Source organism: Mesorhizobium sp. M1273 (assembly GCF_040318195.1).
Lineage (GTDB): Bacteria > Pseudomonadota > Alphaproteobacteria > Rhizobiales > Rhizobiaceae > Mesorhizobium.
In genome coordinates this window covers 127,226-154,115 of the sequence record NZ_JAMYLV010000008.1, presented here as the reverse complement: position 1 = coordinate 154,115, position 26,890 = coordinate 127,226, and the positions used below count along the sequence as shown (strand labels likewise).

General features: G+C 62.7%; 20 protein-coding genes. 12 read left to right on the top strand and 8 right to left on the bottom strand.

Annotated elements, in window-relative coordinates:
- Positions 1-36 precede the first annotated feature (36 nt).
- On the top strand, positions 37-1,146 hold the full coding sequence (locus NKH30_RS11765) for a TRAP transporter substrate-binding protein (RefSeq protein WP_352540376.1): 1,110 nt from the start codon (positions 37-39) through the stop codon (positions 1,144-1,146).
- A gap of 65 nt (positions 1,147-1,211) precedes the next feature.
- Here the strand turns inward: NKH30_RS11765 and NKH30_RS11760 are convergent, their stop codons facing one another.
- From NKH30_RS11760 to NKH30_RS11745, 4 genes are all read right to left on the bottom strand, one after another.
- Positions 1,212-2,234 carry a zinc-dependent alcohol dehydrogenase family protein gene (locus tag NKH30_RS11760; protein ID WP_352995521.1) on the bottom strand — a complete coding sequence of 341 codons (1,023 nt, stop codon included), beginning with the start codon at positions 2,232-2,234 and terminating at the stop codon, positions 1,212-1,214.
- Between the two features lie 16 nt (positions 2,235-2,250).
- Complete coding sequence (locus NKH30_RS11755; protein WP_352540496.1) at positions 2,251-4,029, bottom strand: TRAP transporter large permease; 1,779 nt, start codon at positions 4,027-4,029, stop codon at positions 2,251-2,253.
- The gene (locus NKH30_RS11750; protein ID WP_023676252.1) at positions 4,029-4,613 is read right to left on the bottom strand and encodes a TRAP transporter small permease subunit; all 585 of its coding nucleotides are present in this window, start codon (positions 4,611-4,613) and stop codon (positions 4,029-4,031) included. Before NKH30_RS11750 ends, NKH30_RS11755 begins: the two co-directional genes overlap by 1 nt.
- 204 nt (positions 4,614-4,817) lie before the next feature.
- Positions 4,818-5,723 carry a branched-chain amino acid ABC transporter permease gene (locus NKH30_RS11745; protein WP_352469880.1) on the bottom strand — a complete coding sequence of 302 codons (906 nt, stop codon included), beginning with the start codon at positions 5,721-5,723 and terminating at the stop codon, positions 4,818-4,820.
- Between the two features lie 140 nt (positions 5,724-5,863).
- Between NKH30_RS11745 and NKH30_RS11740 the strand changes: the two genes are divergently transcribed.
- From NKH30_RS11740 to NKH30_RS11690, 11 genes are all read left to right on the top strand, one after another.
- Positions 5,864-6,472, top strand: a complete 609-nt coding sequence (locus NKH30_RS11740; RefSeq protein WP_352469881.1) for a CGNR zinc finger domain-containing protein — start codon at positions 5,864-5,866, stop codon at positions 6,470-6,472.
- Positions 6,465-6,995, top strand: coding sequence for a hypothetical protein (locus NKH30_RS11735; protein WP_352452209.1), 531 nt, complete (start codon positions 6,465-6,467; stop codon positions 6,993-6,995). Before NKH30_RS11740 ends, NKH30_RS11735 begins: the two co-directional genes overlap by 8 nt.
- Before the next feature lie 227 nt (positions 6,996-7,222).
- On the top strand, positions 7,223-10,702 hold the full coding sequence (locus tag NKH30_RS11730; protein ID WP_352995519.1) for an indolepyruvate ferredoxin oxidoreductase family protein: 3,480 nt from the start codon (positions 7,223-7,225) through the stop codon (positions 10,700-10,702).
- Between the two features lie 152 nt (positions 10,703-10,854).
- Positions 10,855-13,176 carry a putative bifunctional diguanylate cyclase/phosphodiesterase gene (locus NKH30_RS11725; RefSeq protein WP_352452207.1) on the top strand — a complete coding sequence of 774 codons (2,322 nt, stop codon included), beginning with the start codon at positions 10,855-10,857 and terminating at the stop codon, positions 13,174-13,176.
- 150 nt (positions 13,177-13,326) lie between these two features.
- Positions 13,327-14,109 (top strand): N-acyl amino acid synthase FeeM domain-containing protein, encoded by a 783-nt coding sequence (locus tag NKH30_RS11720; protein WP_352469883.1) that lies wholly within the window; start codon positions 13,327-13,329, stop codon positions 14,107-14,109.
- A 119-nt stretch (positions 14,110-14,228) separates the two neighbouring features.
- Positions 14,229-14,378, top strand: coding sequence for a DUF3096 domain-containing protein (locus NKH30_RS11715; protein WP_013528205.1), 150 nt, complete (start codon positions 14,229-14,231; stop codon positions 14,376-14,378).
- A gap of 173 nt (positions 14,379-14,551) precedes the next feature.
- Entirely contained in the window at positions 14,552-14,776 is a 225-nt protein-coding gene (locus NKH30_RS11710) for an aa3-type cytochrome c oxidase subunit IV (protein WP_023676259.1), read from the top strand.
- Between the two features lie 81 nt (positions 14,777-14,857).
- Positions 14,858-16,132 (top strand): Re/Si-specific NAD(P)(+) transhydrogenase subunit alpha, encoded by a 1,275-nt coding sequence (locus NKH30_RS11705; RefSeq protein WP_352813863.1) that lies wholly within the window; start codon positions 14,858-14,860, stop codon positions 16,130-16,132.
- The gene (locus NKH30_RS11700) at positions 16,132-16,554 is read left to right on the top strand and encodes an NAD(P) transhydrogenase subunit alpha part 2 (RefSeq protein WP_036238371.1); all 423 of its coding nucleotides are present in this window, start codon (positions 16,132-16,134) and stop codon (positions 16,552-16,554) included. The genes NKH30_RS11705 and NKH30_RS11700 overlap by 1 nt, the downstream gene beginning before the upstream one ends.
- A 6-nt stretch (positions 16,555-16,560) precedes the next feature.
- Complete coding sequence (locus NKH30_RS11695; protein WP_352454727.1) at positions 16,561-17,958, top strand: NAD(P)(+) transhydrogenase (Re/Si-specific) subunit beta; 1,398 nt, start codon at positions 16,561-16,563, stop codon at positions 17,956-17,958.
- A gap of 92 nt (positions 17,959-18,050) precedes the next feature.
- Complete coding sequence (locus NKH30_RS11690) at positions 18,051-19,571, top strand: hypothetical protein (RefSeq protein WP_352681484.1); 1,521 nt, start codon at positions 18,051-18,053, stop codon at positions 19,569-19,571.
- An 88-nt stretch (positions 19,572-19,659) separates the two neighbouring features.
- Here NKH30_RS11690 and NKH30_RS11685 read toward each other — a convergent pair whose 3' ends face one another.
- The 4 genes from NKH30_RS11685 to NKH30_RS11670 all read right to left on the bottom strand — a co-directional run bounded on the left by NKH30_RS11685 (position 19,660) and on the right by NKH30_RS11670 (position 26,735).
- Positions 19,660-20,577, bottom strand: a complete 918-nt coding sequence (locus tag NKH30_RS11685) for a hypothetical protein (protein WP_352501122.1) — start codon at positions 20,575-20,577, stop codon at positions 19,660-19,662.
- Positions 20,578-20,822: 245 nt separating this feature from the next.
- Positions 20,823-23,294 carry a DNA topoisomerase (ATP-hydrolyzing) subunit B gene (gyrB, locus tag NKH30_RS11680; protein WP_352453677.1) on the bottom strand — a complete coding sequence of 824 codons (2,472 nt, stop codon included), beginning with the start codon at positions 23,292-23,294 and terminating at the stop codon, positions 20,823-20,825.
- 146 nt (positions 23,295-23,440) lie between these two features.
- Entirely contained in the window at positions 23,441-26,107 is a 2,667-nt protein-coding gene (locus NKH30_RS11675; protein WP_352995515.1) for a caspase family protein, read from the bottom strand.
- Between the two features lie 58 nt (positions 26,108-26,165).
- Positions 26,166-26,735 (bottom strand): NADPH-dependent FMN reductase, encoded by a 570-nt coding sequence (locus NKH30_RS11670; protein ID WP_352681479.1) that lies wholly within the window; start codon positions 26,733-26,735, stop codon positions 26,166-26,168.
- Positions 26,736-26,890: the final 155 nt, after the last annotated feature.

Genomic DNA, 26,890 nt, shown 5'->3' with positions numbered 1-26,890 from the left:
GAATGTCGGTCAGTGGATCCAAAAGGGAGGAACTTCATGGATCGTCGTTCGTTCATCCGCAAGGCCGGCACCACCGGTTTCGGCGCTGCGGCCGCTGCCGCGACACTTGCTGCGCCGGCCATCGCCCAGTCCAATCCGAAAGTGACCTGGCGACTGGCGTCGTCCTTCCCGAAGTCGCTCGATACGATCTATGGCGGCGCCGAAGTGTTTTCCAAGATGCTGTCGGAGGCGACCGACGGCAACTTCCAGGTCCAGGTCTTCGCCTCCGGCGAACTCGTTCCCGGCCTGCAGGCCGCCGATGCCACCACAGCCGGCACGGTCGAGGCCTGCCATACCGTGGCATACTATTACTGGGGCAAGGACCCGACGTGGGCGCTGGGAGCCGCGGTTCCGTTTTCGCTCAACGCGCGCGGCATCAACGCCTGGCACTATCATGGCGGCGGCATCGATCTGTTCAACGAGTTCCTGGCGACGCAAGGTCTGTTCGGGCTGCCGGGCGGCAATACCGGCGTGCAGATGGGTGGCTGGTTCCGCAAGGAGATCAAAACGGTCGCCGACCTTTCCGGCCTCAAGATGCGTATCGGTGGTTTTGCCGGCAAAGTGGTGCAAAGGCTCGGGGTGGTTCCGCAGCAGATCGCCGGTGGCGACATTTATCCGGCGTTGGAAAAAGGCACGATCGACGCCGCCGAATGGGTCGGCCCTTACGACGACGAGAAGCTCGGCTTCTATAAGGTTGCGCCCTATTACTACTATCCCGGCTGGTGGGAAGGTGGACCGACCGTCCATCTGATGTTCAACAAGGCGAAATACGACGAACTTTCGCCGGCTTACAAGTCGCTGGTGCATACTGCCGCTCAAGCGGCCGACGCCAACATGCTGCAGAAATACGACTATCTCAATCCGGCGGCGGTTAAGCGGCTGGTTGCCGGCGGTGCCAAGTTGAGCCCGTTCAGCCAGGAGATCATGGCCGCCTGTTTCGAAAAGGCCAACGAAGTCTATGCCGAGATGGAAGCCTCGAATGCGCCGTTCAAGAAGATCTGGGATTCGATCAAGGCGTTCCGCAAGGAGCATTATCTCTGGGCGCAGGTGGCCGAGTACAACTATGACACCTTCATGATGGTCCAGCAGCGCAATGCCAAGCTCTGATCCTGTTGCTTCGCGGCGCCAGTGTTCCTTTCGGAACACTGGCGCCGTAGCGCATTCATTTGCGATCAGTCGGGCACCACCACGACCTTGACCTCGCCTGGCGCCGGCGGGTTGGCAATGATCGCCACCGCCTCGTCGAGGCTGACCTGTCGTGATATCAGCCGATCTACTTCGATCGTCCCCGAGGCGATAAGATTGGCGGCCCGGCGATGGGTAAAGGGGTTGAGGAAGGAACCCAGGACCTTCAACTCACGGAACAGCAGATCGAACGGTTCGAACGCCACTTTCATGCCTTGCGGCATCACGCCGACGACGACGACGGTGCCGCCCGCTTTGGCCAGCCGCATCGCCTGCTCAACAGTGTCTTTCACGCCGGCGCATTCGAACACCACGTCGACGCCGCCCGGCATCAAACCCGACCGGCCGACGATCGCATCGATGACATCGAAGGCGCTGGGATTGAGCGTCGCCGTTGCGCCAAATTGCTCGGCAAGAGCCCGCCGCGAGGCCTGACGGGTCGACAAGAAAATGGTCGTCGCACCGGCGAGCTTTGCCAGTTGAACGGTGAGCAGGCCGATCACGCCGCCGCCGAGCACCGCGACCGACGAGCCTGGTTTGATCGCGGCAAGGTCCACGCCATGCAGGCAGCAGCCGAGCGGCTCGCAGAAAGCACCATGCGTAGGCTTCAGATCGCCTGGCAAGACGAAGGCCTGTTTCTGGGGCAGGACAAGATATTCGGCAAAGCCGCCATCGCGATGGATGCCGATGGCGCGTAGATTGCCGCAGAGATTGACCCGGCCGGCCTGACAATGCTCGCATCGGCCACAGGCAATGTTGGGATCGCCGGTGACGCGGTCGCCGACGGAAAAGCCGGATGCGGCAGGTCCGACCGCCTCGACGATGCCGGAGAATTCATGCCCGAGCGTCACCGGCGGCGTGCACGGGAATTCACCATGGAAAAGATGCCTGTCGGTGCCGCAGACGCCGCACGCCTCGATGCGCACCAGCAGATCGTTCGGCCCGGCGGTCGGTTTCTCGACCTCGCACACGGCGAGGCTGCCCACTCGCTCCAACCGAACCGCCTTCATGGCTGCCGGGCCTTCCTCAGTTGAAACTCGGTGGTTGCGACAGATCGATTGCCGGCGCCGCCGGTTTCGCGGGCGGCTTTTCGTCGAAGCTCGGCGGCTGCGACAAATCCGGTGGGGAAGGTGAGGCCGGGGCAGTGCCGCCGTTGGCCGGCGGCGTGCCAAGCGGCGACAAGCCGATGCCAGGCGTTTCCGGCACCTGGTAGTTGATGGTGCCAGGATCGACGACAGTGCCTTTGTAGTGCATCACCATCTGCGGGAAGGCGATGGTCAGGCCGATCATGATCACCTGGATGCAGACGAAGGGCACTGCGCCCCAATAGATCTGCCCTGTGGTGACGGGCGCGATCTGCTTGCCGGTGAGTCGGTCGAGATAGGGCACGCGCGCGGCGACCGAGCGCAGATAAAACAGCGCGAAGCCGAAGGGCGGATGCATGAAGGAGGTCTGCATGTTGACGCCCAAAAGCACGCCAAACCAGATCAGGTCGATGCCGAGTTTGTCAGCCGCTGGCGCCAAAAGCGGCACGATGATGAAGGCAAGCTCGAAAAAGTCGAGGAAGAAGGCGAGCACGAAGACGAGGATGTTGACGCCAATCAGGAAACCGACTTCACCGCCCGGCAGCGATGTCAACAGGTGCTCGACCCAGATGTGGCCATTGACGCCGTAGAAGGTCAGCGAGAACACCCGCGCGCCGATCAGGATAAACAGAACGAAGGACGACAGCCTGGTCGTCGAGGCCAGCGCCTGCTTGACCACGTCGAGCGACAGCCGCCCCTTCATCGCCGCCATTGCCAGCGCGCCGACGGCGCCCATGGCGCCGCCTTCCGTCGGCGTGGCGATGCCAAGGAAGATGGTGCCCAGCACCAGGAAGATCAGCGCCAGCGGCGGGATCAGCACGATGATCACCTGCTGTGCCAGTCTGGACATTAGGTTGATCTTCAGGCGCTGGTCGACGATCGCCACGACATAGATGAAGATGACGCCAGTAGTGGCGCCGAGGATATCGGCGTTGCCGCCATGGTTCGGTGCGAGGTAGCGATACGCCGCATAGGAAACAACCACCGCCGCCAGCAGCGCCGCCAGCAGCGACAGCACACCGTGGCCGAGCGTGCGGGCCTCCAGCGGCAGTGCCGGCATCGACTTCGGCCGAAAGATCGACATGAGCAGGATGTAGAGCATGTAGATGCCGGTCAAAATGAGCCCGGGGATCAGCGCCCCCTTGTACATATCGCCGACCGAGCGGCCGAGCTGGTCGGCCAGGACGATCAGCACCAGTGACGGCGGGATGATCTGGGCGAGCGTCCCGGACGCGGCAATGACGCCGGATGCCAGCCGCCGGTCGTAGCCGTAGCGCAGCATGATCGGCAGCGAAATCAGACCCATGGCAATGACGGAGGCCGCCACCACGCCGGTCGTCGCGGCGAGCAGCGCGCCGACGAAAATCACGGCATAGGCGAGGCCACCACGGACCGGTCCGAACAACTGGCCGATCGTGTCGAGCAGGTCTTCGGCCATGCCGGATCGTTCGAGCACGATGCCCATGAACGTGAAGAACGGGATCGCCAGTAGCGTATCGTTCGACATCACCCGGCTGCCGTAGAAATTATCCGGCAACGCGTGCAGCAACGGCCAGGCGAGATTGATCGAGCCGCCCGAATAGGGCGACAGAAGCACGCCGATGAAGAAGAACATCAGGCCGTTGGCGGCGAGCGAGAAGGCGACGGGATAGCCGATCAGCAGGAAGACGACCAGCGAGGCGAACATGATCGGCGCCATGTTCTGGGCGATGAACTCGATCACGAGCGCACCTCTTCGACGAGCGCCTTGGCTTCGAGCTCGGCCTGCTCATGCACCGATATGAACGGAGTGGGATCGTCCATCTGACCGCGCATGATGGCGATTTTCTTGATGATTTCGGAAATGCCCTGCAGCGCGAGCAGAAAAAAGCCGACCAGCAAAATCGCCTTCGCCGGCCAGATGATCAGCCCGCCGGAATTGTTCGACATCTCCCCGCTGCGATACGACAGCGACACATAGGGAACGAAATAGACCACCATCAACGTCACGAACGGCATCAGGAAGAAGACGTGACCGAAAAGGTCGATCCAGTGCTGCACGCGGCGCGAGAACATGCCGTAGACGATATCGATGCGGATATGGTCGTTCTGCTTCAGCGTGTAGGCGGCGGCCAGCATGAAGGCGGCGCCGAACAGATACCATTGCAATTCCAGCCAGGCGTTCGAGGACATGTCGAACACCTTGCGGATGACGGCGTTGGCGGCGCTTACCAGGATCGCCAGCAGGATCAGCCACGAAACCCATTTGCCGATGAATTCGTTCAAACGGTCAATGGTTCTGGAAAGAGCGAGAAGCCCTGCCATGCATTCCTCCCTTGTGTCAGAGCGCGGCGGTTCCCTGTCCGTCGTGTCGCTGTGGACCAACGGTATGCAGTGCGTGGTCCGGCTGGTCAACACGGGATAGCCCGCATAAACACAGTTGTGAGATGACGGGCGGCAAAATGCTGCCGCGTCCTTTGCATGTCCAAGGACATGCGGCGCTTTCATCCAAGCAAAGTCGGGTGCGGCTCAGGCGATCTTCTGTTGGTCGCGGCCGGCGCCGATCAGCACAAGCATGGCGACGAGGAACAGGTACATCCAGCCGTCCCGCCATTCGAGCGGGAAATAGCCGGCCCATAGCGATTCGGCCATGCCGAAAGCGGCGGCACCCAGTGCCGCCCGCAAAGGCGAGAGATAGCCGCCCACTGCGGTCACGAACAGGATCTTCAACCCGTAGACCAACCCTGTGCCGAAGCTGATGTTACCGTAGTAGAAGGCGGCGAGCACGCCAGCCAGTGCCGCGCAAAGGCCGCCGAAAAGCACCGCGTGCCGAAACACCGCACGAACATCGACGCCGCACATCGCAGCCGCCTTGGGATCGTCGGATACGGCGCGCCAGCTCCGGCCGAAGCTCGAATATGCGAAGCCCCAGGCAGCCAGCGCTATGGCCGCCAGTACGGCGGCGCAATCGAGCAATTGGATCAGCGTCAACGTCGCCTTGAAGCTGGCATTCTGCGCGAAGACGATGGTCTGGGCCAGCATTGGCGGCAACCATAGGTCATGGGTATCGGCGGCGATGCGGCTGGCTTCCGACAAGACCAGCAATATGCCGAGCGTCGTCACCACGATGGCGTTGGGCGAGCGGTCGGCCAGCGGTTCGAAGATACTTCGCGACAGGACATGGCTGAGCAGCGCCGCATAAAGGAATGCCGCAGCTACGCCGAGCGCGACCGATGCAAACAGCGTTAACCACAGGGCCTGATAGCCGAACGCCGCAGTGAGGATCATCGTATGCCCGCAAAAGGCGAACAGCGCGCCATAGGCAAGATTGGTACGGTGCAGGATGCCGTTGGTCAGCACGTAGCCGAATGCAAGCAATGCGTAGAGCGCGCCCGAATGCAGCCCGTTCAGAACCTGCTGGAAGAAATAGAGCATGCAAGACCCTCTATGCATGCCCCGCAATCGGGGCAGAGGTTTGGGACGAACGATATTCTCAGTACGGCGATCGCCTCAGTGACAAGCGTTGCACCCGGAATCTAACTTGTCAAACGCGAGTTATCAGTTAGATTCGCCATATGACAGTATCCTGGACTCCGCACCGCTTTACCGGTGGCATGCTGGCGCTCGATACGGCGAACACCGTCGTTTTGCGGAACGATCCGGAGAAAACTTTCGACCGTTTCGACGATCCGGCCGAGATCGCCCGCTTTGCCGAAGCCGCGAGTGCCTTTCGCGCCGCCGAGCTCGGTGGCAGGCGGCTCGTAGCGCCGGCGCCTGAAAAGATCGCACCGGTGGTGCTGTCGATCCGGGAGACGACCGATCGGCTGTTTCGCGGCGCGGTATCGAAAGGTGCGATCGCGACCGGCGATATGCCGAAATTCTTGGAAGCCTGCGCCGATGGCCTCGCTCATAGCCGCACCGAAATCGGCACGCCTGGAAAACCGTTCGGTGATCCGGCGACGCCGATTGCCTTCGAGGCCGCGCTTGCGGTCTCGGCGTTGTCGCTGCTGCGTAGCGACACCATTGCCAGGCTGAGGATATGTCCGAACTGCAGCTGGCTGTTTGTCGACAAAAGCCGGAATTCCAGCCGCCTCTGGTGCGACATGGCGGTGTGCGGCAACCGCCAGAAGGCAAACCGACACTATCGCCGCCGGACCGCGGCCAGGGAGGTCACCAATGTCTAGAAGATTCTCACGCGCGATGATTGTCGTCGCGGCGTTGTTCGCGGCGGCCGCGCTCGGCGCCTGCCGTGATTCCGGCAAGGACCAGTTGTTCGCCATTTCCGGGAAGCTGTTCGAGTTCAACTACCGGCTGGGTATCGCCACCTATGTCATCACTCTCAATCCGCTGCGGCCGGTGGGTGAGGGGCAGGTCGCTGTGGTCTCCTTCCAGAACCCGGCCGGCGGTGATCCGATCATCGTCACCCAGAAAATATGGCCGAAGCTGCCGCATGTGACGCTCACCAGCCCGCCGCTTACCTGCGTTGTCAAGGACAAGCCCTATGCGGTGTCGATCCGCATCGAGGATTCCAGCGGCAAGTTGCTGCAGAGTTTCGCGACCACTCTGACGTCCTCACTCGACCAGTCGGTCCTGCCCGACCGGCCTCTGGTGGTCGGGCCAGTCTACGAGCTCAACAAGGACCTGGCCGGCCATGTCGACGGCAAGCTGCCCGGTGAACCGAAGCCCAGTTGCCCAAAGGCTGCATGATGCATCACCAGCGGCACTGACCGCCGCCGGAATTTTTCATGCTCGGCCATCCTCCCCGACAGGCGTTTCGTGGCGCCACACGGCCGCGCACGGATCGTTTGTTGCGGACCGCCTGGCACCTTCGATTTTGTTTGACCTCCCCGGCAAGGGAAGAAAGACTGTGGGCACTCGACTCCGACGTTGGCCGCGCACCTCCAGGCGCGCGGCCTCCGCACAGGAAATGCCTGATGACGCTGCACAATGTCGCGCTCGACGACAAGTTCGACCTGGCAAAGGAGCGCATCTTCCTGTCGGGTGCCCAGGCAGTCATCCGCATGCTTCTGATGCAGCGCGAGCGCGACCGCCGGGCTGGCCTGAACACCGCCGGTTTCGTCTCCGGCTATCGCGGCTCGCCGCTCGGCGGCCTCGACATGCAGCTGTGGAAGGCCAGGAACCAGCTCGCGCAGTCGGACATCGTCTTCCAGCCCGGTCTCAACGAGGAGCTCGCCGCCACCGCCTGCTGGGGCTCGCAGCAGGCCGAATTGCTGGGCGAGGGTACCCATGACGGCGTTTTTTCGGTCTGGTACGGCAAGGGTCCGGGCGTCGACCGCTCCGGCGACGTGTTCCGCCACGCCAATCTCGCCGGGTCGTCGAAACATGGCGGCGTGCTGGCTCTGATGGGCGACGACCACATGGCCGAATCCTCGACCAACGCGCATGCCACCGAGTTCCTGTTCGTCGACACCATGGTGCCGATCCTTAATCCGGCCGGCGTCCAGGAGATCATCGACTACGGCCTTTACGGCTTTGCCATGTCGCGTTTTGCCGGCACCTGGGCGGCGATCAAATGCGTCAAGGACAACATCGAATCGACAGCCTCGGTCGATGCCGCGCTTGACCGGCTAGATATCGTCATTCCGGACTTCGACATGCCGCCCGGCGGCCTCAACATCCGTAACGAGATCGACATGCTCGGCCAGGAGGAGCGGTTGCATGAATACAAGCGCGCCGCCGCTTCTGCGTTCATCCACGCCAATGGGCTGAATCGGATCGTCTATTCGGGCGGCACCAGCGCCAAGCTTGGCATCGTCACCATCGGCAAGAGTTATCTCGATGTTCGCCAGGCGCTGGAGGATATCGGCGTCGACGAAGCGGCCGCCAGTCGTATCGGTATCAGGCTGTTCAAGGTCGGCTGCCCGTGGCCGCTCGACCTGCAACACATCGCCGACTTTGCTCGCGGCCTCGATACCATCGTCGTCGTCGAGGAGAAACGCTCGCTGATCGAGGTGCAACTGCGCGAGAACCTTTACGGCACCGCGACGCAGCCGGTCATCGTCGGCAAGAAGGACGAGACCGGCGACTGGCTGTTCCCGGCCAAGGGCGCGCTCGACCCCAACGATATTGCCATCGCGCTCGGCGAGAGGATTTTGCGAACGATCGGCCCGTCGGAAGAAATCGCCGCGCGGGTTGCGAAATTGCGCCAGTTCCAGGCGATGCTGGCCGACACGTCAGACATCGCCTCGCGCACGCCCTTCTTCTGCTCCGGCTGCCCACACAATTCCTCGACCAAGGTGCCGGACGGCTCGCTCGCCGCCGCCGGAATCGGCTGTCATTTCATGGCGCTGTGGATGGACCGCAACACCGTCGGCTTCACCGCCATGGGCGGCGAGGGCGCGCAGTGGGTCGGCCAGGCGCCGTTCTCGAAGCGCGAGCACATCTTCCAGAATCTGGGCGATGGCACTTACAACCACTCGGGTGTGCTGGCGATACGCTTCGCGCTGTCGACCGACGCCAACATCACCTACAAGATCCTCTACAATGACGCCGTCGCGATGACCGGTGGGCAGCCGCACGAGGGCGGCCTGACGGTAGACATGATCGCAAGGCAGGTGCGCGCCGAGGGCGTGGAGCGCATCGCCATCGTCACCGACGAGCCGGACAAGTATCCCGGCAAGGTGGAATTTCCCGCCGGCGCCACCATCCATCACCGCGACGACCTCGATCTCGTCCAGCGCGAGTTGCGTTCGGTCAAAGGCGTCTCGGTGCTGCTCTACGACCAGACCTGCGCCGCCGAGAAGCGTCGCCGCCGCAAGCGCGGCACCTTCCCCGATCCGGACAAGCGTATCTTCATCAACGAGCTGGTCTGCGAAGGCTGCGGCGATTGCGGCGTGCAGTCGAATTGCGTCTCGATCCAGCCGGTCGAGACCGAATTCGGCCGCAAGCGCAAGATCGACCAGTCGAGCTGCAACAAGGACTTCTCTTGCGTCAACGGTTTCTGCCCCTCCTTCGTCACCGTTCACGGCGCCAAAATCAGGAAAGCCGAAGGCATAGCCGGCGCGGCCGACCCGCTCGCGGGGGTGCCGGCGCCGGCGCAATTTGCGCTCGGTGAACAAGGCTGGGCGGCGATCATCGACGGTGTCGGCGGCACCGGCGTCGTCACCATAGGCGCGGTGCTGGGCATGGCCGCGCACCTGGAAGGCAAGGGCTGCGGCATGATCGACATGGCCGGCCTCGCCCAGAAGGGCGGCTCGGTGTTCACCCATGTCCGCATCGCCCGCACGCCGGACGACATCCACGCCATTCGGGTATCGGCCGGCAAGGCCGATCTCGTGCTCGGCTGCGATCTCGTCGTTTCAGGTGCCAAGAAGGTGTTGGCCGCGGTGCGCGAAGGCCATACCATCTTCCTCGCCAACACTGCCGAGATCATGCCGGGCGAGTTCGCCCGTTCGGCCGATTTCTCGCTGCCCGTCGAGCGGCTGAAGAAGGCGATAAGAACGGCCGCGGGCGACGACAGGACGCATTTCTTCGACGCTACCCGCACCGCCACTGCCCTGTTCGGCAGCTCGCTTGGTGCCAACATGTTCATGCTCGGATTCGCCTTCCAGCATGGCGGCTTGCCGCTGTCGACGGAGGCGGTCGAGAAGGCGATCGAGCTCAACGGCGAGGCGGTAGCGATGAATGTCGCGGCATTTCGCTGGGGCCGCCGCGCCGCCGACCAGCCGGATTTCGTCCGCAGCCTTCTCGCCCAGCCGGGCAAGGCCACGCAGCATGCCGCCATTGCCGAGACGCTGGACGATATCATTGCTCGCCGCGTCGGCTTCCTGACCGCCTACCAGAACGCCGCCTATGGCAAGCGCTATGCCGACAGACTGGCGGCGCTGCGCAAGGCCGAAACCAATGCTGTGCCCGGGTCGACCGTGGTGACCGAGGCTGCCGCAAAGAACCTGTTCAAGCTGATGGCGATCAAGGACGAATACGAGGTGGCGCGGCTTTATACGGACGGCTCCTTTGCCGCAGAGCTCGCAAAGCAGTTCCAGAGCTACGGCAAGCTTGAATTCCATCTCGCACCGCCGATCATGGGCAGGCGCGGCAGTGACGGGAAGCCGAAGAAATCGAGCTTTGGCCCGTGGATGATGAACGCGTTCCGCCTGCTGGCGGCAATGAAGGGCCTGCGCGGCACCGTTTTCGACCTGTTCGGCTACAGCGCCGAGAGGCGTATGGAGCGGCAGCTTCTTGCCCTCTATGAAGCCGACCTGGAACTTGTCGCCGGCGCGCTGGCGCCGGGCAAGATCGAGGTTGCTGCCGCGCTTGTTTCGGTACCGGCGCTCATCCGCGGCTTTGGCCACGTCAAGCAGGCCAGTGCCGAAAAAGCCGCCGGCGAACGCCAGCGTCTGCTCGACCGCCTCTCGACGGCGCCGCTGCGGCCGCAACTTCAAGCCGCCGAATAATTCAGCGCTGTGATACGCCTTGTTTACCTGAACGGTAGTTTCCCTGCTTCCGCCGCGTCACCAATGGATGTTGGCAGGGTTCGAAACGCCGCTCTAAACCTTTCTTAAGGCCAATGTGACACTGCTGGGTTCCCCAGGGTTGGGATCCAGGCGTGAATCTGAGACGAAAAAACGAGATTCCGGTCGACGTTTACATTCCGTTCGTGGAAACGCTGTTTCGCGACGGGTTCACGCTGTCGATCGGCCTTGTTGCGCAGACACTCCTCGTCATTCTGGTCTATTGGAAGACCATGGACTTGGCGTATCTTCTAGTTGCCGCTGGGCTCATCATTGTCGGTACTCTGCGCCTTCGCAACATCCGAAAATACGGGCGACTTCCTTCCCCGACGACGTGGGAAGAAGCCCATGATCGCGAAAACGATTACATAATTTTCGGTTCGATGCATGGTTTCATGCTTGGCGCGTTCTGTTTCGTCAGTATCTATCTGGCAAATGACAGCCACGACAACTATGCCGAAATAGCCTCTGTCTGCGTCACTCTGGCATCGGTCACGTCGATTGCCGGCCGCAATTATGGGTCGCCGCGGATGGTCATGATTTTTATCATAACCACCACATGGCCCATATCGCTTGGCTTTATCCTGCGCGGCGATATCTACCACATCATCCTCGGTCTGATGTCGGCCCCTTTTCTGTTTGCGATCAAACGGTTCGCCGACATCGTCCGCGAAGTCCTGTTTACCGCCCTGTCGGAGGAAAAGAAGGCGAACCGCATCGCGCAGCGTTTCAACCGCGCGCTCAACACCATGTCGCATGGCCTTGTCATGCTTGGTCCCGACGGCCGGGTGGCGGTGGCCAATGCCGAAGCCGCGCACCTGATGTCGCTCAAATCGGCCGATGCGCTGCTAGGCCGCTCGATCCACGGTCTGCTGATGCGCGGCGCTGCAGGCGGCATGCTGGCGCCGAAAGATTGCCGTTACATCGAAGCCCAGCTGACGCGTGCGTTGCGCGAGGGCCGCGACCGCAAGGTCCTGGTCTCGCTCACCAACGGCCAGCACTATGAATTTTCGGCGCGCGAAGGCAGCCAGGAACTGGGCGTCGTCACTTTCGAGGATGTGACCGCCCGGGTCGAGGCGGAAGACAAGATCCGCTTCATGGCGCGCTACGACAGTCTCACCGGCCTGCCCAACCGCGCCTACTTCCACGAGTTGGTGGTGGAAGCCATGGCCTCAGGGGATCCCGAGCGTCTCTGCGGGCTGGTGGTGCTCGATCTCGATGATTTCAAGAGCGTCAACGACACGCTCGGCCATCCGGTCGGCGACGGATTGATCTACGCCGTTGCCGAGCGGCTGGCGGCAGTCGCTGGGCCAGGCATCACCGTCAGCCGCTTCGGCGGCGACGAGTTCATGATCTTCTTCGAGCGCATCGAGGATGAAAGCCACCTGACCGGCCAGGTTGACGAGATCTTTGTCAATCTACAGGGCGAGGTCGATGTCGCCGGCCACGGATTACGCATCCAGGCCTCCGGCGGCGCGGTGCTGTCGCGGGTCAAGGATACCGACGTTGACGCCATGATCGTCAAAGCCGACCTTGCACTCTACAAGGCCAAGGAGCTTGGCAAGAACGGTTGGCGGCTGTTCGAGGCCTCCATGGATGCTGCCTTCCGCAGCCGTCAGCTGATGAAGGCGGACCTGCGCAGCGCCGTGGAAAACAACGAATTGCGGGTGGTCTATCAGCCGATCGTCGCGATGAGCACGATGCGTATCGCCAGTTGCGAAGCGCTGTGCCGCTGGGATCATCCCGATCTCGGGCCGATTTCCCCCGGTATCTTTATTCCGCTGGCGGAGGAAATGGGGATTATTTCCGACATCAGCACCTTCGTCCTGCATGCGGCCTGCACGGAATGCGCCAAATGGCCGGCCCAGACCAGCGTGTCGGTCAATCTCTCGGCCAAGGATTTCCGCAACCGTGATGTCATCCAGAAGGTTCGCGACGCGCTGGCTGAATCCGGTCTCTCCGCCGGACGTCTGGAGATTGAGGTCACCGAGACGGCGCTGCTCGACGACAAGTCGCTGACACGCCAATATATCGAGGAGTTGAAGCGGCTCGGCGTGCGCATTGCGCTCGACGATTTCGGTACCGGGTATTCGAGCCTCAGCTATCTCCACAAACTGCCGCTCGACAAAATCAAGATCGACCGCTCGTTCCTGATGGATGTCACTCAGAACAGCCGGTCGCTCGAATTGCTCAAGGGCATCGTCAACCTGTCACGGCCGCTGGGACTTTCGGTTACCGTCGAAGGTGTCGAGACCTTCGAACAGCTCAAGATCCTGGCATTGCAGGTCAAGCCGGACCTGGTCCAGGGCTTTCTGTTCGGGTCGGCACTCAGCGCGTCCGGCATCGAGACGATGTCGAGCACCGTCTGGCCCTTTGCCAAGGACATCCAGACGGCAAGGAAGGCGCCGCGGCGCTGACTTCGCGCTGAAAACCTGCGTATTTTAGTATAATTTTATTAATTGTTAACCTTAACGGGCGGTAAACGAGCTCCTACTTATTTTCATCTTTACATCTCATGACCCGTCCGTAGTGTCGGCTGGTGGCGGTAATCGCGGGGAATAGAGTTCATGTGTGCCCAGTTGAGTTCGCTCGGCCATGCGGCGGGCGCTGGTGGGAAAGATGCGTCCGAGACCATGTCCAGCTTCGCGCAACATGTTTATGCGCTGCTTGACCGGACGGAGTACCGACGCTGTGAAAGCGGCGAGGACTTCGAAAACATTTACAGGCTGCGCTACAATTCCTATCGGATGAACGATCTGGTGCCCGAGAATGCGTCCCGTCAGGTCCATGACGAGTTTGACGAACTGCCCAATTGCCATACGTTCGGAATCTATATCGAGGGGCGGCTGGTCAGCACAATGCGCCTGCATAACGTGTCTGCTGATAACGCCACATCACCAGCACTCAGCGTCTACAAGGACTTGTTGATGCCGCGTCTGGCGGCCGGCGAAGTCTTTATCGACCCGAGCCGTTTTGCCGTGGACGCCGAATGGTCACGGCTTTACCCGCAGATCCCGTATGTGACGCTGCGCCTTGCGGGCATGGCTTGCTTCCATTTCGGCGCGCCTTATTGCATATCCATGATCCGCGAGGACCATGCGGCTTTCTACAAGCGCATCTATCGGGCGCGACCGATTGGCGATGCGCGGCCCTATGCCGGCGTGATCAACTGTTTCGCGCTGCTTTATCAAGCCGATGTCCTGGCGATCAAGAATGAAACCTACGCTCGCTTTCCGTTCTTCCGTTCGACGCCAATGGAGCAGCGCATGTTGTTCGATACGCCCGGTGCCGGCGAACTCGCCCCGCTGACCATCCTGCCCACCGCCAAGTATTTTCGCGAAGCCGCCTGAACGAGCCCATGGAGCCTTCCGGTCGCTTCGGCGTTCTGGGCAAGGGTGCTGGTGGTAGGTCGGCATGGCCGGCATCCGCCAAGCATCGCTTCGATAGCGATCCGATCAAAGGAACCGATATGACCATTTCCACGCTCGCCCTTACCCCGCTTATCTCGCTGATTGCAGGCGTGCTGATCCTGGTGATGCCGCGGCTGCTCAATTATATCGTCGCCCTTTATCTGATCGTTGTCGGCCTGCTCGGTCTGTTCCCGCATCTCGCCGGCTAACGACATAGGCAATAGCGGACCTGCCATCCATTGTGATTGGTATCGCCGCGCTTCGCGCAGCGATTTCAAGTTTTGCTTGAGATTGTTGGCTGCGGCGATGCGGCAATAGCGCCATTGCCCTTAACGCGGCTTTTCGCTATGTGCCTGAAAGATGTCTTCGAAGGGGTATTCCAATGGCTGAACACACGCCGACCGGTCCTGTCGAACTAGGCGCGAAGATGGACTATGCCGAGCACGACCGCACCTATGCCGGCTTTGTGATGCTGGCCAAATATGGGTCGCTATTTTGCGCCGCCGTGCTTCTTGCCATGGCGTTCGGCTTCTTTGTGGGCGGCTTCTTCTCGGGGACTATCCTATTCGTGCTGATCCTGGCCATCGGCGCCTTTATTCTCCGATAACTCCTCCAACCTTTGTCGAAGGCGCCGCCGGGGTCGGTCGATGTCTTGCGGTAACAGGGTTCCGGCCGAAAGGATCATGCGGTGGGACAGACGGTTTTCATCCCTCGTGAGCTCGACGCAAACGAGCCGCGCGTCGGGGCCTCCCCCGACACGGTGAAGCGGCTGGCGGCACTGGGTTTCGACGTGATTGTCGAAACCGGCGCCGGCACTGCGTCGCGCATTCCCGACGAGGAGTTCGCCCGGGTGGGCGCCGCGATCGGCAAGGCCGGTGATGCAGCCAGGGCCGATGTCGTGCTGAAGGTGCGCCGCCCCACGGACGCCGAGCTGAAGGGCTACAAGTCCGGCGCCGCTGTCATCGCGATCATGGATCCCTACGGCAACGACGCTGCCGTCGCTGCCCTTGCCAAGGCCGGTGTTACTGCCTTCTCCATGGAGTTCATGCCGCGCATCACCCGCGCCCAGTCGATGGACGTTCTATCCAGCCAGGCCAACCTCGCCGGCTATCAGGCGGTGATCGACGCGGCTGCCGAATATGACCGGGCGTTACCGATGATGATGACGGCGGCCGGCACCGTACCGGCAGCGAAGGCGTTCGTCATGGGCGTCGGCGTCGCCGGTCTGCAGGCCATCGCCACCGCGCGCCGCCTCGGCGCCGTGGTCACCGCCACCGACGTGCGCCCGGCCGCCAAGGAGCAGGTCGCCTCGCTCGGCGCAAAATTCCTGGCCGTCGAGGACGAGGAGTTCAAGGCGGCCGAGACGGCCGGCGGCTACGCCAAGGAAATGTCGAAGGAATACCAGGCCAAGCAGGCGGCGCTGACCGCCGAGCACATCGCCAAGCAGGACATCGTCATCACCACCGCGCTGATCCCCGGCCGTCCGGCGCCGAAGCTGGTCTCGGCGGCAATGGTCGCCTCGATGAAACCCGGCTCTGTGATCGTCGACCTCGCGGTCGAGCGCGGCGGCAATGTCGAGGGCGCCGAAGCCGGCAAGGTGGTGACCACGGCCAACGGGGTAAAGATCGTCGGCCATCTCAACGTTCCCGGTCGCGTCGCCGCCTCCGCTTCGCTTCTCTATGCCAGGAACCTCTATGCCTTCCTCGAGACGCTGGTCGACAAGGCGGCGAAGACGCTTGCCATCAACCGCGACGACGAACTGGTCAAGGCGACGATGCTGACCGATGCTGGCAAGATCGTGCATCCGGCTTTCGCAAAGGCTGAGCAGGAGCCGCCAAAGGGCCAATATGTCGAGCCACCGGCCATTCCGGCCAGGACGATGGTTGCCGAGGCTTCGGCGAAGCCGGCTGCGAAGAAAACGGCCGCTTCGAGGAAGCCCAAGACCACCGGAGGGATCGCGTGATGGATCAGACTCTGCAGAAAGCCCTCGACCAGCTCGACCAGGCGACAGCTGCCGTGCGGCTCGCGGTGCAGAACCTGGCGGCCGCGCCCGGCACCGAGGCGGCGGGTGACGCCGCTCACGCGCTGTCCGGCGGTGCCATCGATCCCTTCGTCTTTCGCTTCGCCATCTTTGTCCTGGCGATCTTCGTCGGCTACTACGTCGTGTGGTCCGTCACGCCGGCACTGCACACGCCGCTGATGGCGGTCACCAACGCCATTTCCTCGGTCATCGTCGTCGGCGCGCTGCTGGCCGTCGGCATCTCGGCCTCAGGGCTTGCCACCGGCTTCGGCTTCGTTGCGCTGATGCTGGTATCGGTCAACATCTTCGGCGGCTTCCTCGTCACCCAGCGCATGCTGGCCATGTACAAGAAGAAGGAAAAGTAGGCCGCTATGAACGCCAACTTCGCCTCCTTTCTCTATCTGGTCTCCGGCATCCTGTTCATCCTCGCATTGCGCGGCCTGTCGCATCCGACCACCAGCCGCCAGGGCAATATGTACGGCATGATCGGCATGGGCATCGCCATCGCCACGACGCTGGCGCTGGCGACCCCTTCGGCCGGGCGCTTCGGCCTCATAGTGCTCGGGCTGCTGATAGGCGGCTCGGCCGGTGCGGTCACGGCACGGCGCATTGCCATGACCTCGATGCCGCAGCTGGTCGCCGCCTTCCACTCGCTGGTCGGTCTTGCCGCGGTCATGGTGGCGGCCGCCGCCATCTATGCACCGGAAAGCTTCGGCATCGGCACCGTCGCCGATATCCATGCCCAGGCACTGATCGAGATGAGCCTCGGCGTTGCCATAGGTGCCATCACCTTCACCGGCTCGGTCATCGCCTTTTTGAAGCTCGACGGCCGCATGTCGGGCAAGCCGATCATGATCGGTGGCCGCCACTTCATCAACGCGGCCCTGGGCATTGCGCTGATCGTGCTGATCGTGCTGCTCGTCACCGCCGAGTCCAAGGTGGTGTTCTGGCTGATCGTTGCCGCCTCGCTGGTGCTGGGTGTGCTTCTCATCATCCCGATCGGTGGCGCCGATATGCCGGTGGTCGTGTCGATGCTGAATTCCTATTCGGGCTGGGCCGCGGCCGCCCTGGGCTTCACGCTCGGCAATCTGGCGCTGATCATCACCGGCGCGCTGGTCGGCTCGTCGGGCGCCATCCTGTCTTACATCATGTGCAAAGGCATGAACCGGAGCTTCATCTCGGTCATCCTCGGCGGCTTCGGCGGCGAGACATCAGCCATTGCCAACGACGGCATCGAGCGCACGGTCAAGCAGGGCTCGGCCGAGGATGCCGCCTATCTGATGATGAATGCGCAAAAGGTCATCATCGTGCCGGGCTACGGCATGGCCGTCGCCCAGGCGCAGCACGCGCTGCGCGAGATGGCCGACAAGCTCAAGGCCAACGGCGTCGATGTCAAATACGCCATCCACCCGGTTGCCGGCCGCATGCCCGGCCACATGAACGTGCTCTTGGCCGAAGCCAACGTGCCTTATGACGAAGTGTTCGAGCTGGAGGACATCAACTCTGAGTTCGCGCAGGCCGACGTCGCCTATGTCATCGGGGCCAATGACGTCACCAATCCCTCGGCTCGTGACGACAAGTCCTCACCTATCTACGGCATGCCAATCCTCGACGTCGACAAGGCGCGCACTTGCTTGTTCGTCAAGCGCTCGCTCGGCTCCGGCTATGCCGGCATCGACAACACGCTGTTCTACAAGGACGGCACCATGATGCTGCTCGGCGACGCCAAGAAGATGACCGAGGAGATCGTCAAAGCGATGGATCACTGAAACGGCGTCGCTGCCAACTCACTGCCGATCGTCGAATACAGCCCGGCTCCGCGCCGGGCTTTTTCTTGGCTGTTACCGGTTCTGAAGCTACGATGCCGACCCGTCGTCTTGCTAACGGCGTCATCGTGGAGGTGCTGGTGCCCGACCCTGGTTCTGCTGCATCGCCGGCCGCCGATCTGACCGCAGCAGAGAAGGCGCCACGCAAGCGCAGCCAGGCGGTAGTGGTCGTGCACGGCATGGGCGAGCAGCGGCCCATGGACACGTTGAGGGAGTTTGTCCAGGCCGTATGGAGCCACGATCCGGCCCGTGCACCGTTCTATGCCCATGTCCCCGATCCGGCCGACCCGATGGGTGCGAAGATCAACCAGAGCTGGATCACGCCCGACAGCCGGACCAATTCGCACGAACTCCGCCGGATCACCACGCCCTATGATGTCGATGGCCGCCGCACCGATTTCTACGAGCTTTACTGGGCCGACATCACCCAGGGCACGACCCGAAGCCGCCTTGCTGCCTGGGTGACGACCCTGCTCTGGCGCAAGCCGGCCGATATTCCGCGCGATGTGCTCAAACTCTATGTCGTCACGCTTTTGGCCACCCTCGTGGTCCTGGGCGCGGCGCTGGCGCTCGCAACGTCGACCTGGCAAGGCTACATCTCGTGGACGACGGGTGTGCTTGTCACGGTTCTGGCGTCGTTCGTCATCTGGTCGGTGGACCAGTTTGGCTTGCCCTATTTCGGCGACGTCGCCGCCTATGTGCGGGCCGAAGCGGCAACGGTCGAGAAGCGGGCGCTGGTCCGCGAGCGTGGCCTCAAGCTGCTGAAGCGTCTCATGATGGACGATGCCTATGACCGCATCGTGCTGGTCTCGCACAGCCTCGGGTCGATCATCGCCTATGATCTGTTGCAGATATTGTGGGCCGATTTCAGGCCTAGAAAGTTGGAAGCCATTCGCGACAAAGCGAGGCTGAAGGCGATCCACGCCGTCGACAAGGCGACGCTGGTCGCCGATGCCTCCGCTTGGCCCGACAGCCTCGATGACCTCCCCGCATTCCGGCGCAGCCAATGGGAGCTCTACCGGCAGCTTCGCGTCGGCGACGCCGATCATCCGCTGCCGTGGAAGATCAGCGATTTCGTCACGCTCGGCAGTCCGCTGACCCACAGCGAGTTTCTGGTGACCTACAACCTCGCCGAATTCAGGCGCGGCATCGCCGAGCGCCTGTTTTCAGCATGCCCGCCGATCGCCGACAGAGCGGCGGGCGGGACCATGCTCTACCAGGAAGGGCGCAGCCATTCCGGCAAGCCGCAGCGGGCAGTGCATCATGGCGCGGTGTTTGCCGCGACACGCTGGACCAATATTTTCGACAGGGGCAATGGCTGGCTGACCGGCGACCCGATTTCAGGGCGGATGACGGAAAATTTTGGTCCCGGCGTGGAAAACATCCAGGTCGAGCTGCGCGGCTCGGGCGGCCGCGTCTTCACGCACAGGCTCTACTGGTCGCTGACGGCGAGCGGCGTCGAGGTCGACGCGCTGGCCGGCGTACAGCCGCGCTCGCACCTTGCCGTGCTGCGCGATGCGGTCGATCTCGGCCGCAAACTGGAAGCTGAGCTGTAGGCGGCAAGCAATGCGCGGCGGCAGTTCAAAGCAAGGTCCCCTTCGGGCGTAATCTTCCCGAAGCGGACCGAGTTCGCTTAGTCACCGATCAACGATTGGTCAGGAAAATCGCTTCCTCGTCGTCGCGCTGCCTGCCGCCAAGTGCTGCAGCCGCGCTGGCAATGAAGGCCCCGACGACCAGCGACAGCGCGCCAATCAACGAGAAGGTCGCGCCTGCCTTTCTGGCGGTGTCGGCCGCCTGCTGGGCCTTGACCTTGGCGTCCTGCGCTCTGGCGATTACCGTATCGACGCGAGCGGTGGCATCCGCTTCGGACAGGCCTGTGCGGGCGGCCACCAGCCGCGATAGATAGGTCTTGTCGTCGGCCGATATTTCGCCTGCTGCGGCACTCGCGATTAGAATGCGCGATGCCTGCGCCGTTGCCGCAGCGTCGCTCTCCGGATTGGCGGCAGCGAGCCTTGCCGGATCGGCCGGGCGGAACAGCGTATCGACGAAATACGATGTGGCGTTGTCAGTCGAGGCGCTACCCGCGTTTGCAGCAGCACCTGCCGAAGCGCCCATTGCCGCGCCCGATGCCACAGTCGAAGCAGCCTGGACACCGGTACCTATCGCGGCCGAAAGCGCCGTGCCGAGCACGCCGGCGACGAGCAGCGTCGCCAGCGCCCAGGCCAGGAAGCCGTGAGCGGTATCGCGGAAGAAGACTTCATCGGTGTGGATGCCGACCCATTTGGTGCGCAGGCGTCCGGCGAGGTAGCCACCCAGGGCCGAGGACAGCCACTGCACGACGATCAGCCAGACGGCGGTGGAAACGGCGAAAGTGGTGACTGACGCACCCGAGCCGGACCATGGCGACACCATGCTCAGCCCAAGCCCGGAGCCGAGCAGCATCAAGATGAAGGTAAGCGTTGACGCAGCAAAGGCGCCGGCGACGATTGGCCCCCAGCTGACAGCAGTGGAAGCGGATTCCGTCGGGGCGGAAACGTCGACAGCTGTTACGGTGGACTGCATCGAAGCCTCCCTACCGTGCGAACAGCATGATCAGAATAATGATCGGAATTGGGACTCCGAGAAGCCAGAGCAAAATGCCACGTCCCATGGATGCCTCCTGCGGCGATTGTGATCAACTACAATGCCTTGAAAGCCTTTCCGTTCCGGCGGTCCTGGTGATCTTTGTTGCGTTGCAGCAGTCGTATTGGTGCGCCAAGGCGCACCAATACACTTCATGCCTGCTGGCTGGGTATCTGGATGGCGACTCAAATGTCCAGATTGGCAACCGACAGCGCGTTTTCCTGGATGAATTCGCGCCTTGGCTCGACCTCGTCGCCCATCAGCCGTGAAAACAAGCTGTCCGCATCAGTCGCGTCATTGACCTTGACCTGTAACAGCGAGCGCACATTCGGGTCGAGCGTCGTTTCCCAGAGCTGCTCGGCGTTCATTTCGCCAAGGCCCTTGTAGCGCTGCATGGTCAGGCCCTTGCGGCCGGTGGCAAACACGGCATTGAGCAGTGCCAGCGGCCCCGAAATGGTTTCCGAGACATCCTTGCGGCGCAGCACCGGCGGCTCGCCGTAGATTTCCGCCAGGCGCGGCGCATAGCGGTCGAGCTGGCGTGCGTCGGCGGAATTGATCAATGCCAGGTCGAGATGCGCGAACTCCTTGACGCTGCGCACCGTTCGCTCGAAGACATAGCCGCCAATGCCCTCGTTCGAGGTCGACATGCGGCCGATCCAGCCGCGCTCGGTGTCCTCGGCGATAATGTCGAGACGACGGGCAACACGCTCGGCCGTTTCGTTGGCGCGGCGGAGGTCGGTGAAGATCTCCGGGTTGAGCGCGCCGGCAATCGCTGCCTGCTCGACCACGCCTCTGTTATAGCGCGTGTGCAATCCGTTGATGAGCTGGCGGACAGCCAAGGCGTCGTCGATGGCGCTGCGCAGGTCCTGTCCAGCCCGCACCTCGCCTGTGCTGAGCGCAAGCGACGCTTCTTCCAGCCCGGAGCCGATCAGGAATTCCTCGAAGGCGGCTTCGTCCTTGATGTATTGCGAGCTCTTCCCGCGCGTCACCTTGTAGAGCGGCGGCTGCGCGATGTAGAGATGCCCGCGTTCGATCAGTTCCGGCATCTGCCGGAAGAAGAAGGTCAGCAGCAAGGTGCGGATGTGGGCGCCGTCGACATCGGCGTCGGTCATCAGGATGATCTTGTGGTAGCGCAGCTTGTCGGCGTTGAACTCGTCCTTGCCGATCGAGGTGCCGAGCGCGGTGATCAGCGTGCCGATCATGTCGGAGCCGAGCATGCGGTCGAAGCGGGCGCGCTCGACATTGAGGATCTTGCCGCGCAGCGGAAGAATGGCCTGGTTCTGGCGCGAACGGCCGCCCTTGGCCGAGCCGCCGGCGCTGTCGCCCTCGACGATAAAGATCTCGGATTTCGCCGGATCGCGCTCCTGGCAATCAGCCAGCTTGCCGGGCAGCGAGGTGACGCCGAGCGAACTCTTGCGGGTGATGTCGCGTGCCTTGCGCGCGGCTTCGCGCGCGGCAGCGGCCTGGATGACCTTCTCGATGACCGCCTTGCCCTCGGTCGGGTGCTCCTCGAGCCAGGTGCCGAGCGCTTCGTTGACAAGCCCTTCGACCACCGGGCGGACCTCGGACGACACCAGCTTGTCCTTGGTCTGCGAGGAGAATTTCGGGTCGGGAACCTTGACTGACAGCACCGCGGTCAGCCCTTCGCGGCAATCATCGCCGATCAGCGCCACTTTTTCCTTCTTGGTCAGGCCCGAGGAGTCGCCATAACCGGTTATCTGGCGCGTCAGCGCACCGCGGAAGCCTGCCAGATGCGTGCCGCCGTCGCGTTGCGGGATGTTGTTGGTGAAGGCCAGCACGTTCTCGTGGTAGCTGTCGTTCCACCACATGGCGACTTCGACCGTGATGCCGTCGCGCTCGGCGCGGATCGAGATCGGCTTGTCGAGCAACGGCTTCTTCGTCCGGTCGAGATATCGGACGAACTCTTCCAGCCCGCCATCGTAGTGCAGTTCATGGCGCACGATGTCGGCATGGCGGGCATCGGTCAAAACGATGCGCACGCCGGAGTTCAGGAAGGCGAGCTCGCGCAGCCGATGCTCCAGCGTACCGTAGTCGAATTCGACCATGGTGAACGTCTCGGACGACGGCAAAAACGTGATTTCGCTGCCGCTGCGCCCTTCATAGGTGCCGGGGACCTTGTCTTGTTCATAACTGCCGGTGATCCGCAGCGGCGCGTCGGCATTGCCATGCGTGAAACTCATCTCGTAGATCTGGCCGTTGCGGCGGATCTTCAGTTTCAGCCAGGCCGACAGGGCGTTGACGACCGACACGCCGACGCCGTGCAGGCCGCCTGAGACCTTGTAGGAGTTCTGGTCGAACTTGCCGCCGGCATGCAGCTGCGTCATGATCACTTCGGCCGCTGAAATGCCTTCGCCGGTGTGGATATCGGTCGGAATGCCGCGGCCATTGTCGATGACCGTCACCGATCCGTCCGGATTGAGCGTCACCGTCACCAGGTCGGCATGGCCGGCCAGTGCTTCGTCGATGGCGTTGTCGACCACCTCATAGACCATGTGGTGCAGGCCCGAGCCGTCGTCGGTATCGCCGATATACATGCCCGGCCGCTTGCGAACGGCATCCAAGCCCTTCAAAACCTTGATGGAATCGGCGCCGTATTCGGCTTCAACGCCGTTGGCGATGTCGGTCTGGTCGCTCATGAAAACCTGTCTGATTGATGCCGTGTGCAGAGCGCGAAAAATCGGCTTCGAATCGCGCATTTCTAATGTCGTAGATATAGGCGCAAAAGGCGGTTTTTCCAAGGTTTGCAGGCATTTCGGAACGGAATGACCATCGCGTGAGCAGGCTATCGGCGCCTGGCTTCGATCCTGGCCAGCCGCTCACGTAAAAACTTGATCATGAACTTGTGGCGCGGTGCCAACCGCCCGCTCCGGTCGAGCTCGAGCGTCATGTCGAGCGCCTTGGAAAGCACAGCCTTCGGGTCCTTTGCGACTTGGGCGTAGTCGATATAGGCGACCACCAGGTCGCGCTGCCAGGTGGCGTTGTCCGGATCGGACCGGGCAAGTTTCTCGCGAATGGCCAGACTGTCCTGAAGGGCTTGCCGGGCGCCCCTGACGTCGCGCTGCCTGAGGCGCAGCGTGGCGACTTCGGACAGCGTTATCGACAAGTCCCGCTGCCAGTCGGAATTGGCGGGATCGAGCTTGGCCAGCCTCTGCGCAATCGCGTAGCTGTCCAGATAGGCTTTCAGCGCGCCTTTGTGGTCGCCCTGTATCGCCAGGACGCCGGCGACTTTCTCGATGCACACGGAAAGGTCGCGCTGCCATTCGGTGTTGTTCGGGTCGCCGGCGGCGAGCGCGCTGGCCTGCGAAAGTGCCTTACGATAAGCCGAAAGTGCCGCCGGCCAATTCTGCTGGTCGCTCAGCGCATTGCCGATCTTGGCGTTGCCGACCGACAGGTCGCGCTTCAACTCGGTGTCGTCCGGATCGCGTTTCGCCAGTTGCTTGACGATCGCCAGACCTTCCTTGTAGGCCGCCAGCGCCCCGGCGGCGTCGCCGCGTTCGCGCAGCAGGTCGCCTATCGTATCGTGGCTGACCGAGACGTCACGCTGCCGGTCGGCGTCTCCCGGTTTGTCCGCCGCCAGCGCCAGCCGCACCTTCAGGCTCTCTTCATAGGCCGCCTGTGCGTTGTCCAGTTGGCCTGCGATATGGGCAAGGTGACCGATCTCATCGTAGGTGATGGTCAGGTCGCGCTGCAGTTCGGCACGGTCCGGCTCTCCGGCGGCGAGCTGCTTCTTGATCGACAGGCTTTCCTGGTAGACCTCTGCGGCGCCGGCCAGATCGCCTTGCGTCGCCAATACGTTGCCGATCTTGTCGTCGGCCATGGCGAGGTCGCCGAACCACTCCAGATTGTCCGGTTCTGCCTCGGTCAGGCCCTGCAGAATGGTCTTGGCGGTCCCATAATTCTGCAGCGCTGACGGCAGATTGCCTTGCGCCATCCGCACGTTGCCGAGCTTGACGTGGCTGACGGCGAAGTCGCGCTTCACGTTGAGATCGGTTTCATGATGCGACCGCCGCTCGAGATCGGCTTGCAGCGCCTCGAAGGCACGGCCAGCCGCATCGATATTGCCGACCGTGGTATACAGCTTGCCGAGCTCGTCCAGCGTGCGGATCAAGCGGTCGGCGTCGTCGAGCGACAGCACCACCTGTCCGGCTTCGTCATAAAGCGCGAGCACGGACTCATAGTCCTTGATGGCTGTGGCGTAGTCGAGGTCGGCGCGCGCCGCCCCGCCGGACAAATAGCGCGTTGCGGCCTCGGAGAGCGTGCGGCTGACGAAATTGGCCTTCAAAGCGTTGCGAGAGACACTGTCGATCTCGGCTGCCTCGGCGAGCTTTTTCCGCGCCGCATCGAACGCTCCCAGCGAAAGCTGCTCTTCGGCCTGCCGGCGCAACGCCGACACTCTGAGATCGTCGGATCCAAGCGTCTGCATTTCGCTCCGCACCTTGACGAAGGCGTCGGCTGCCTCACGCAGCCTGGCGTTCAGACTGTCCGCGGAGAGGTGGCCGGCATCGGAACTGATCAACGCGCCATAGAGCGGTGCCAGCGGCATGTCGGCGTCGCTGGCGATCTTCTCCACTTCGCCGCGCATCTGAGGCGTCACCTCGGCCATGGCCAGCAACAGGCGTTCGCGTTCCGGCAATTTCTCCTTGGCCGAGGCGGCAAAGAACAGCTGCGGCAGGCCGCTCTCGACATAGGGCAATTGCTTGCCGCGCGAGAGGTCGTAAACCTCCTGCTGCACGAGCGTCAGCACGGAGCGGATCTCGAGACCTTCGGTGCCGAGGTATTTCGTCAGCGCCGCGGTAAACGGCGAATTCTGGTCCGTCCCATCCGCGGCGGTCTCGCCGGGCGCCGCCGAGAAGGCAAACAGGATGTTTTCTGCCCGCCCGATGCGGCCAAGACCCGGCCGGACCTTGTCGCTGACCTCTTTTACCAGCGCCGCTGCGCCGCGGCCTTCGCCGCCCGTAGCCGCAAACGGATCGCTGCGGCAGGCATCGAGCACGATCAGTCCGACCTTGCTGGTGGCGGCGACGGTCGCGCGGATCTCCTCCAGCGGCAGGCTGGTCCGTTCCAGCGTAGCGAGCGACGACGCGTCTGCATCGACCGGCAGGAGCCGATTCTCGCCGGCTATCTCGACGCCGTGGCCGGAGAAGAACACCAGTGCCACGTCGGCGCCTTTGGCATCCTCGCGGAAATCGTCAAGCGCCCGGCGCATGCGCCGCAGGTCGCGGTTGGTTTCGAGGAAGACCTCGAAACCGAGCTTCCTCAGCACCGTTTCCATGATCTCGCCGTCATTGACGGGATTGGCGAGCGGCCGGATCAGCCGGTAGTCGTTCTCGGCGATGACCAGCGCAGCGCGCCGTTCCGCCATTGCAGCGGAGGCCGTCGAGAGGATCAGCAGCAAGGCAAACAGAAAACGCAAATCGAACCGCCCCGGCCCGGTCATTTGCCGGAGCATTCCATCTCTTTATGGCATGAGCAAGTTATGGCATCGGCCAGTTCGGCCGTTCGCGTTGTTAGCTGGCGCGCATCGGCCTCAGCGCTTCGCTCCAGCGGAACAGCTCGTCCAGCATGGTCCTGGCCCCGCCGAGCACCTGCTCGCTGGGCAGGAAGGCGCCGGTCTCGTCGAGCAGCTTCTGGTACATCGGCAGCGCCACGCCTTCCGGAATCGGCATGACACCGACGGCGGTCAGCAACGGTTTGACCGCCTGCGCCGCTCGCAAACCGCCGGAGACACCGCCGTAGCTGAGGATGGCGGCCGGCTTGTATCGCCATTCCCTGAGCAGGTAGTCGACCGCGTTGACGATCGCGGGAGCGGTGAAATAATTGTACTCCGGCGCCACGAAGACGAATGCGTCGGCTGCGTCGATTGCTTTCGACCAGGCTTTCGTGTGGCTGTTTTCGTATTTGCCGAGTCTCGGATGATGCGGCTCGTCCAGCACCGGCAGGTTGAATGCGGCGATGTCAGTGAGCACCGGCTCGAATTTGCCATGCTCGCGCGCAAAGCTCTCCAGCCACTTTGCGAAAGCGGGTCCGGCGCGGCCCGGCCGCGTGCTGCCGATGATGACGTTCAACTGGTGCTTCAAGGCAGGCTCCCGCCGGTTCTGACATCTGTGGTGCTGCCACCTAAGACACGCAGCCGGACACAGCAAGCAGGCACTTTCCGGTGCCCGGGTCACATTCCAGAGAGCGGATGCATCACCTTGTCGTCCGCTCACATGGACGCCTGCCTTGCCCGCCA

What these genes read in the sequence shown, in the direction of transcription:
- NKH30_RS11765 (WP_352540376.1), top strand. Translation starts at nt 37, where the DNA reads ATGGATCGTCGTTCGTTCATCCGCAAGGCCGGCACCACCGGTTTCGGC.
- NKH30_RS11695 (WP_352454727.1), top strand. Translation starts at nt 16,561, where the DNA reads ATGAACGCCAACTTCGCCTCCTTTCTCTATCTGGTCTCCGGCATCCTG.
- NKH30_RS11745 (WP_352469880.1), bottom strand. Translation starts at nt 5,723, where the DNA reads ATGCTCTATTTCTTCCAGCAGGTTCTGAACGGGCTGCATTCGGGCGCG.
- NKH30_RS11675 (WP_352995515.1), bottom strand. Translation starts at nt 26,107, where the DNA reads ATGCTCCGGCAAATGACCGGGCCGGGGCGGTTCGATTTGCGTTTTCTG.
- NKH30_RS11750 (WP_023676252.1), bottom strand. Translation starts at nt 4,613, where the DNA reads ATGGCAGGGCTTCTCGCTCTTTCCAGAACCATTGACCGTTTGAACGAA.
- NKH30_RS11700 (WP_036238371.1), top strand. Translation starts at nt 16,132, where the DNA reads ATGGATCAGACTCTGCAGAAAGCCCTCGACCAGCTCGACCAGGCGACA.
- NKH30_RS11735 (WP_352452209.1), top strand. Translation starts at nt 6,465, where the DNA reads ATGTCTAGAAGATTCTCACGCGCGATGATTGTCGTCGCGGCGTTGTTC.
- gyrB (WP_352453677.1), bottom strand. Translation starts at nt 23,294, where the DNA reads ATGAGCGACCAGACCGACATCGCCAACGGCGTTGAAGCCGAATACGGC.
- NKH30_RS11720 (WP_352469883.1), top strand. Translation starts at nt 13,327, where the DNA reads ATGTGTGCCCAGTTGAGTTCGCTCGGCCATGCGGCGGGCGCTGGTGGG.
- NKH30_RS11715 (WP_013528205.1), top strand. Translation starts at nt 14,229, where the DNA reads ATGACCATTTCCACGCTCGCCCTTACCCCGCTTATCTCGCTGATTGCA.
- NKH30_RS11690 (WP_352681484.1), top strand. Translation starts at nt 18,051, where the DNA reads ATGCCGACCCGTCGTCTTGCTAACGGCGTCATCGTGGAGGTGCTGGTG.
- NKH30_RS11710 (WP_023676259.1), top strand. Translation starts at nt 14,552, where the DNA reads ATGGCTGAACACACGCCGACCGGTCCTGTCGAACTAGGCGCGAAGATG.
- NKH30_RS11730 (WP_352995519.1), top strand. Translation starts at nt 7,223, where the DNA reads ATGACGCTGCACAATGTCGCGCTCGACGACAAGTTCGACCTGGCAAAG.
- NKH30_RS11685 (WP_352501122.1), bottom strand. Translation starts at nt 20,577, where the DNA reads ATGCAGTCCACCGTAACAGCTGTCGACGTTTCCGCCCCGACGGAATCC.
- NKH30_RS11740 (WP_352469881.1), top strand. Translation starts at nt 5,864, where the DNA reads ATGACAGTATCCTGGACTCCGCACCGCTTTACCGGTGGCATGCTGGCG.
- NKH30_RS11760 (WP_352995521.1), bottom strand. Translation starts at nt 2,234, where the DNA reads ATGAAGGCGGTTCGGTTGGAGCGAGTGGGCAGCCTCGCCGTGTGCGAG.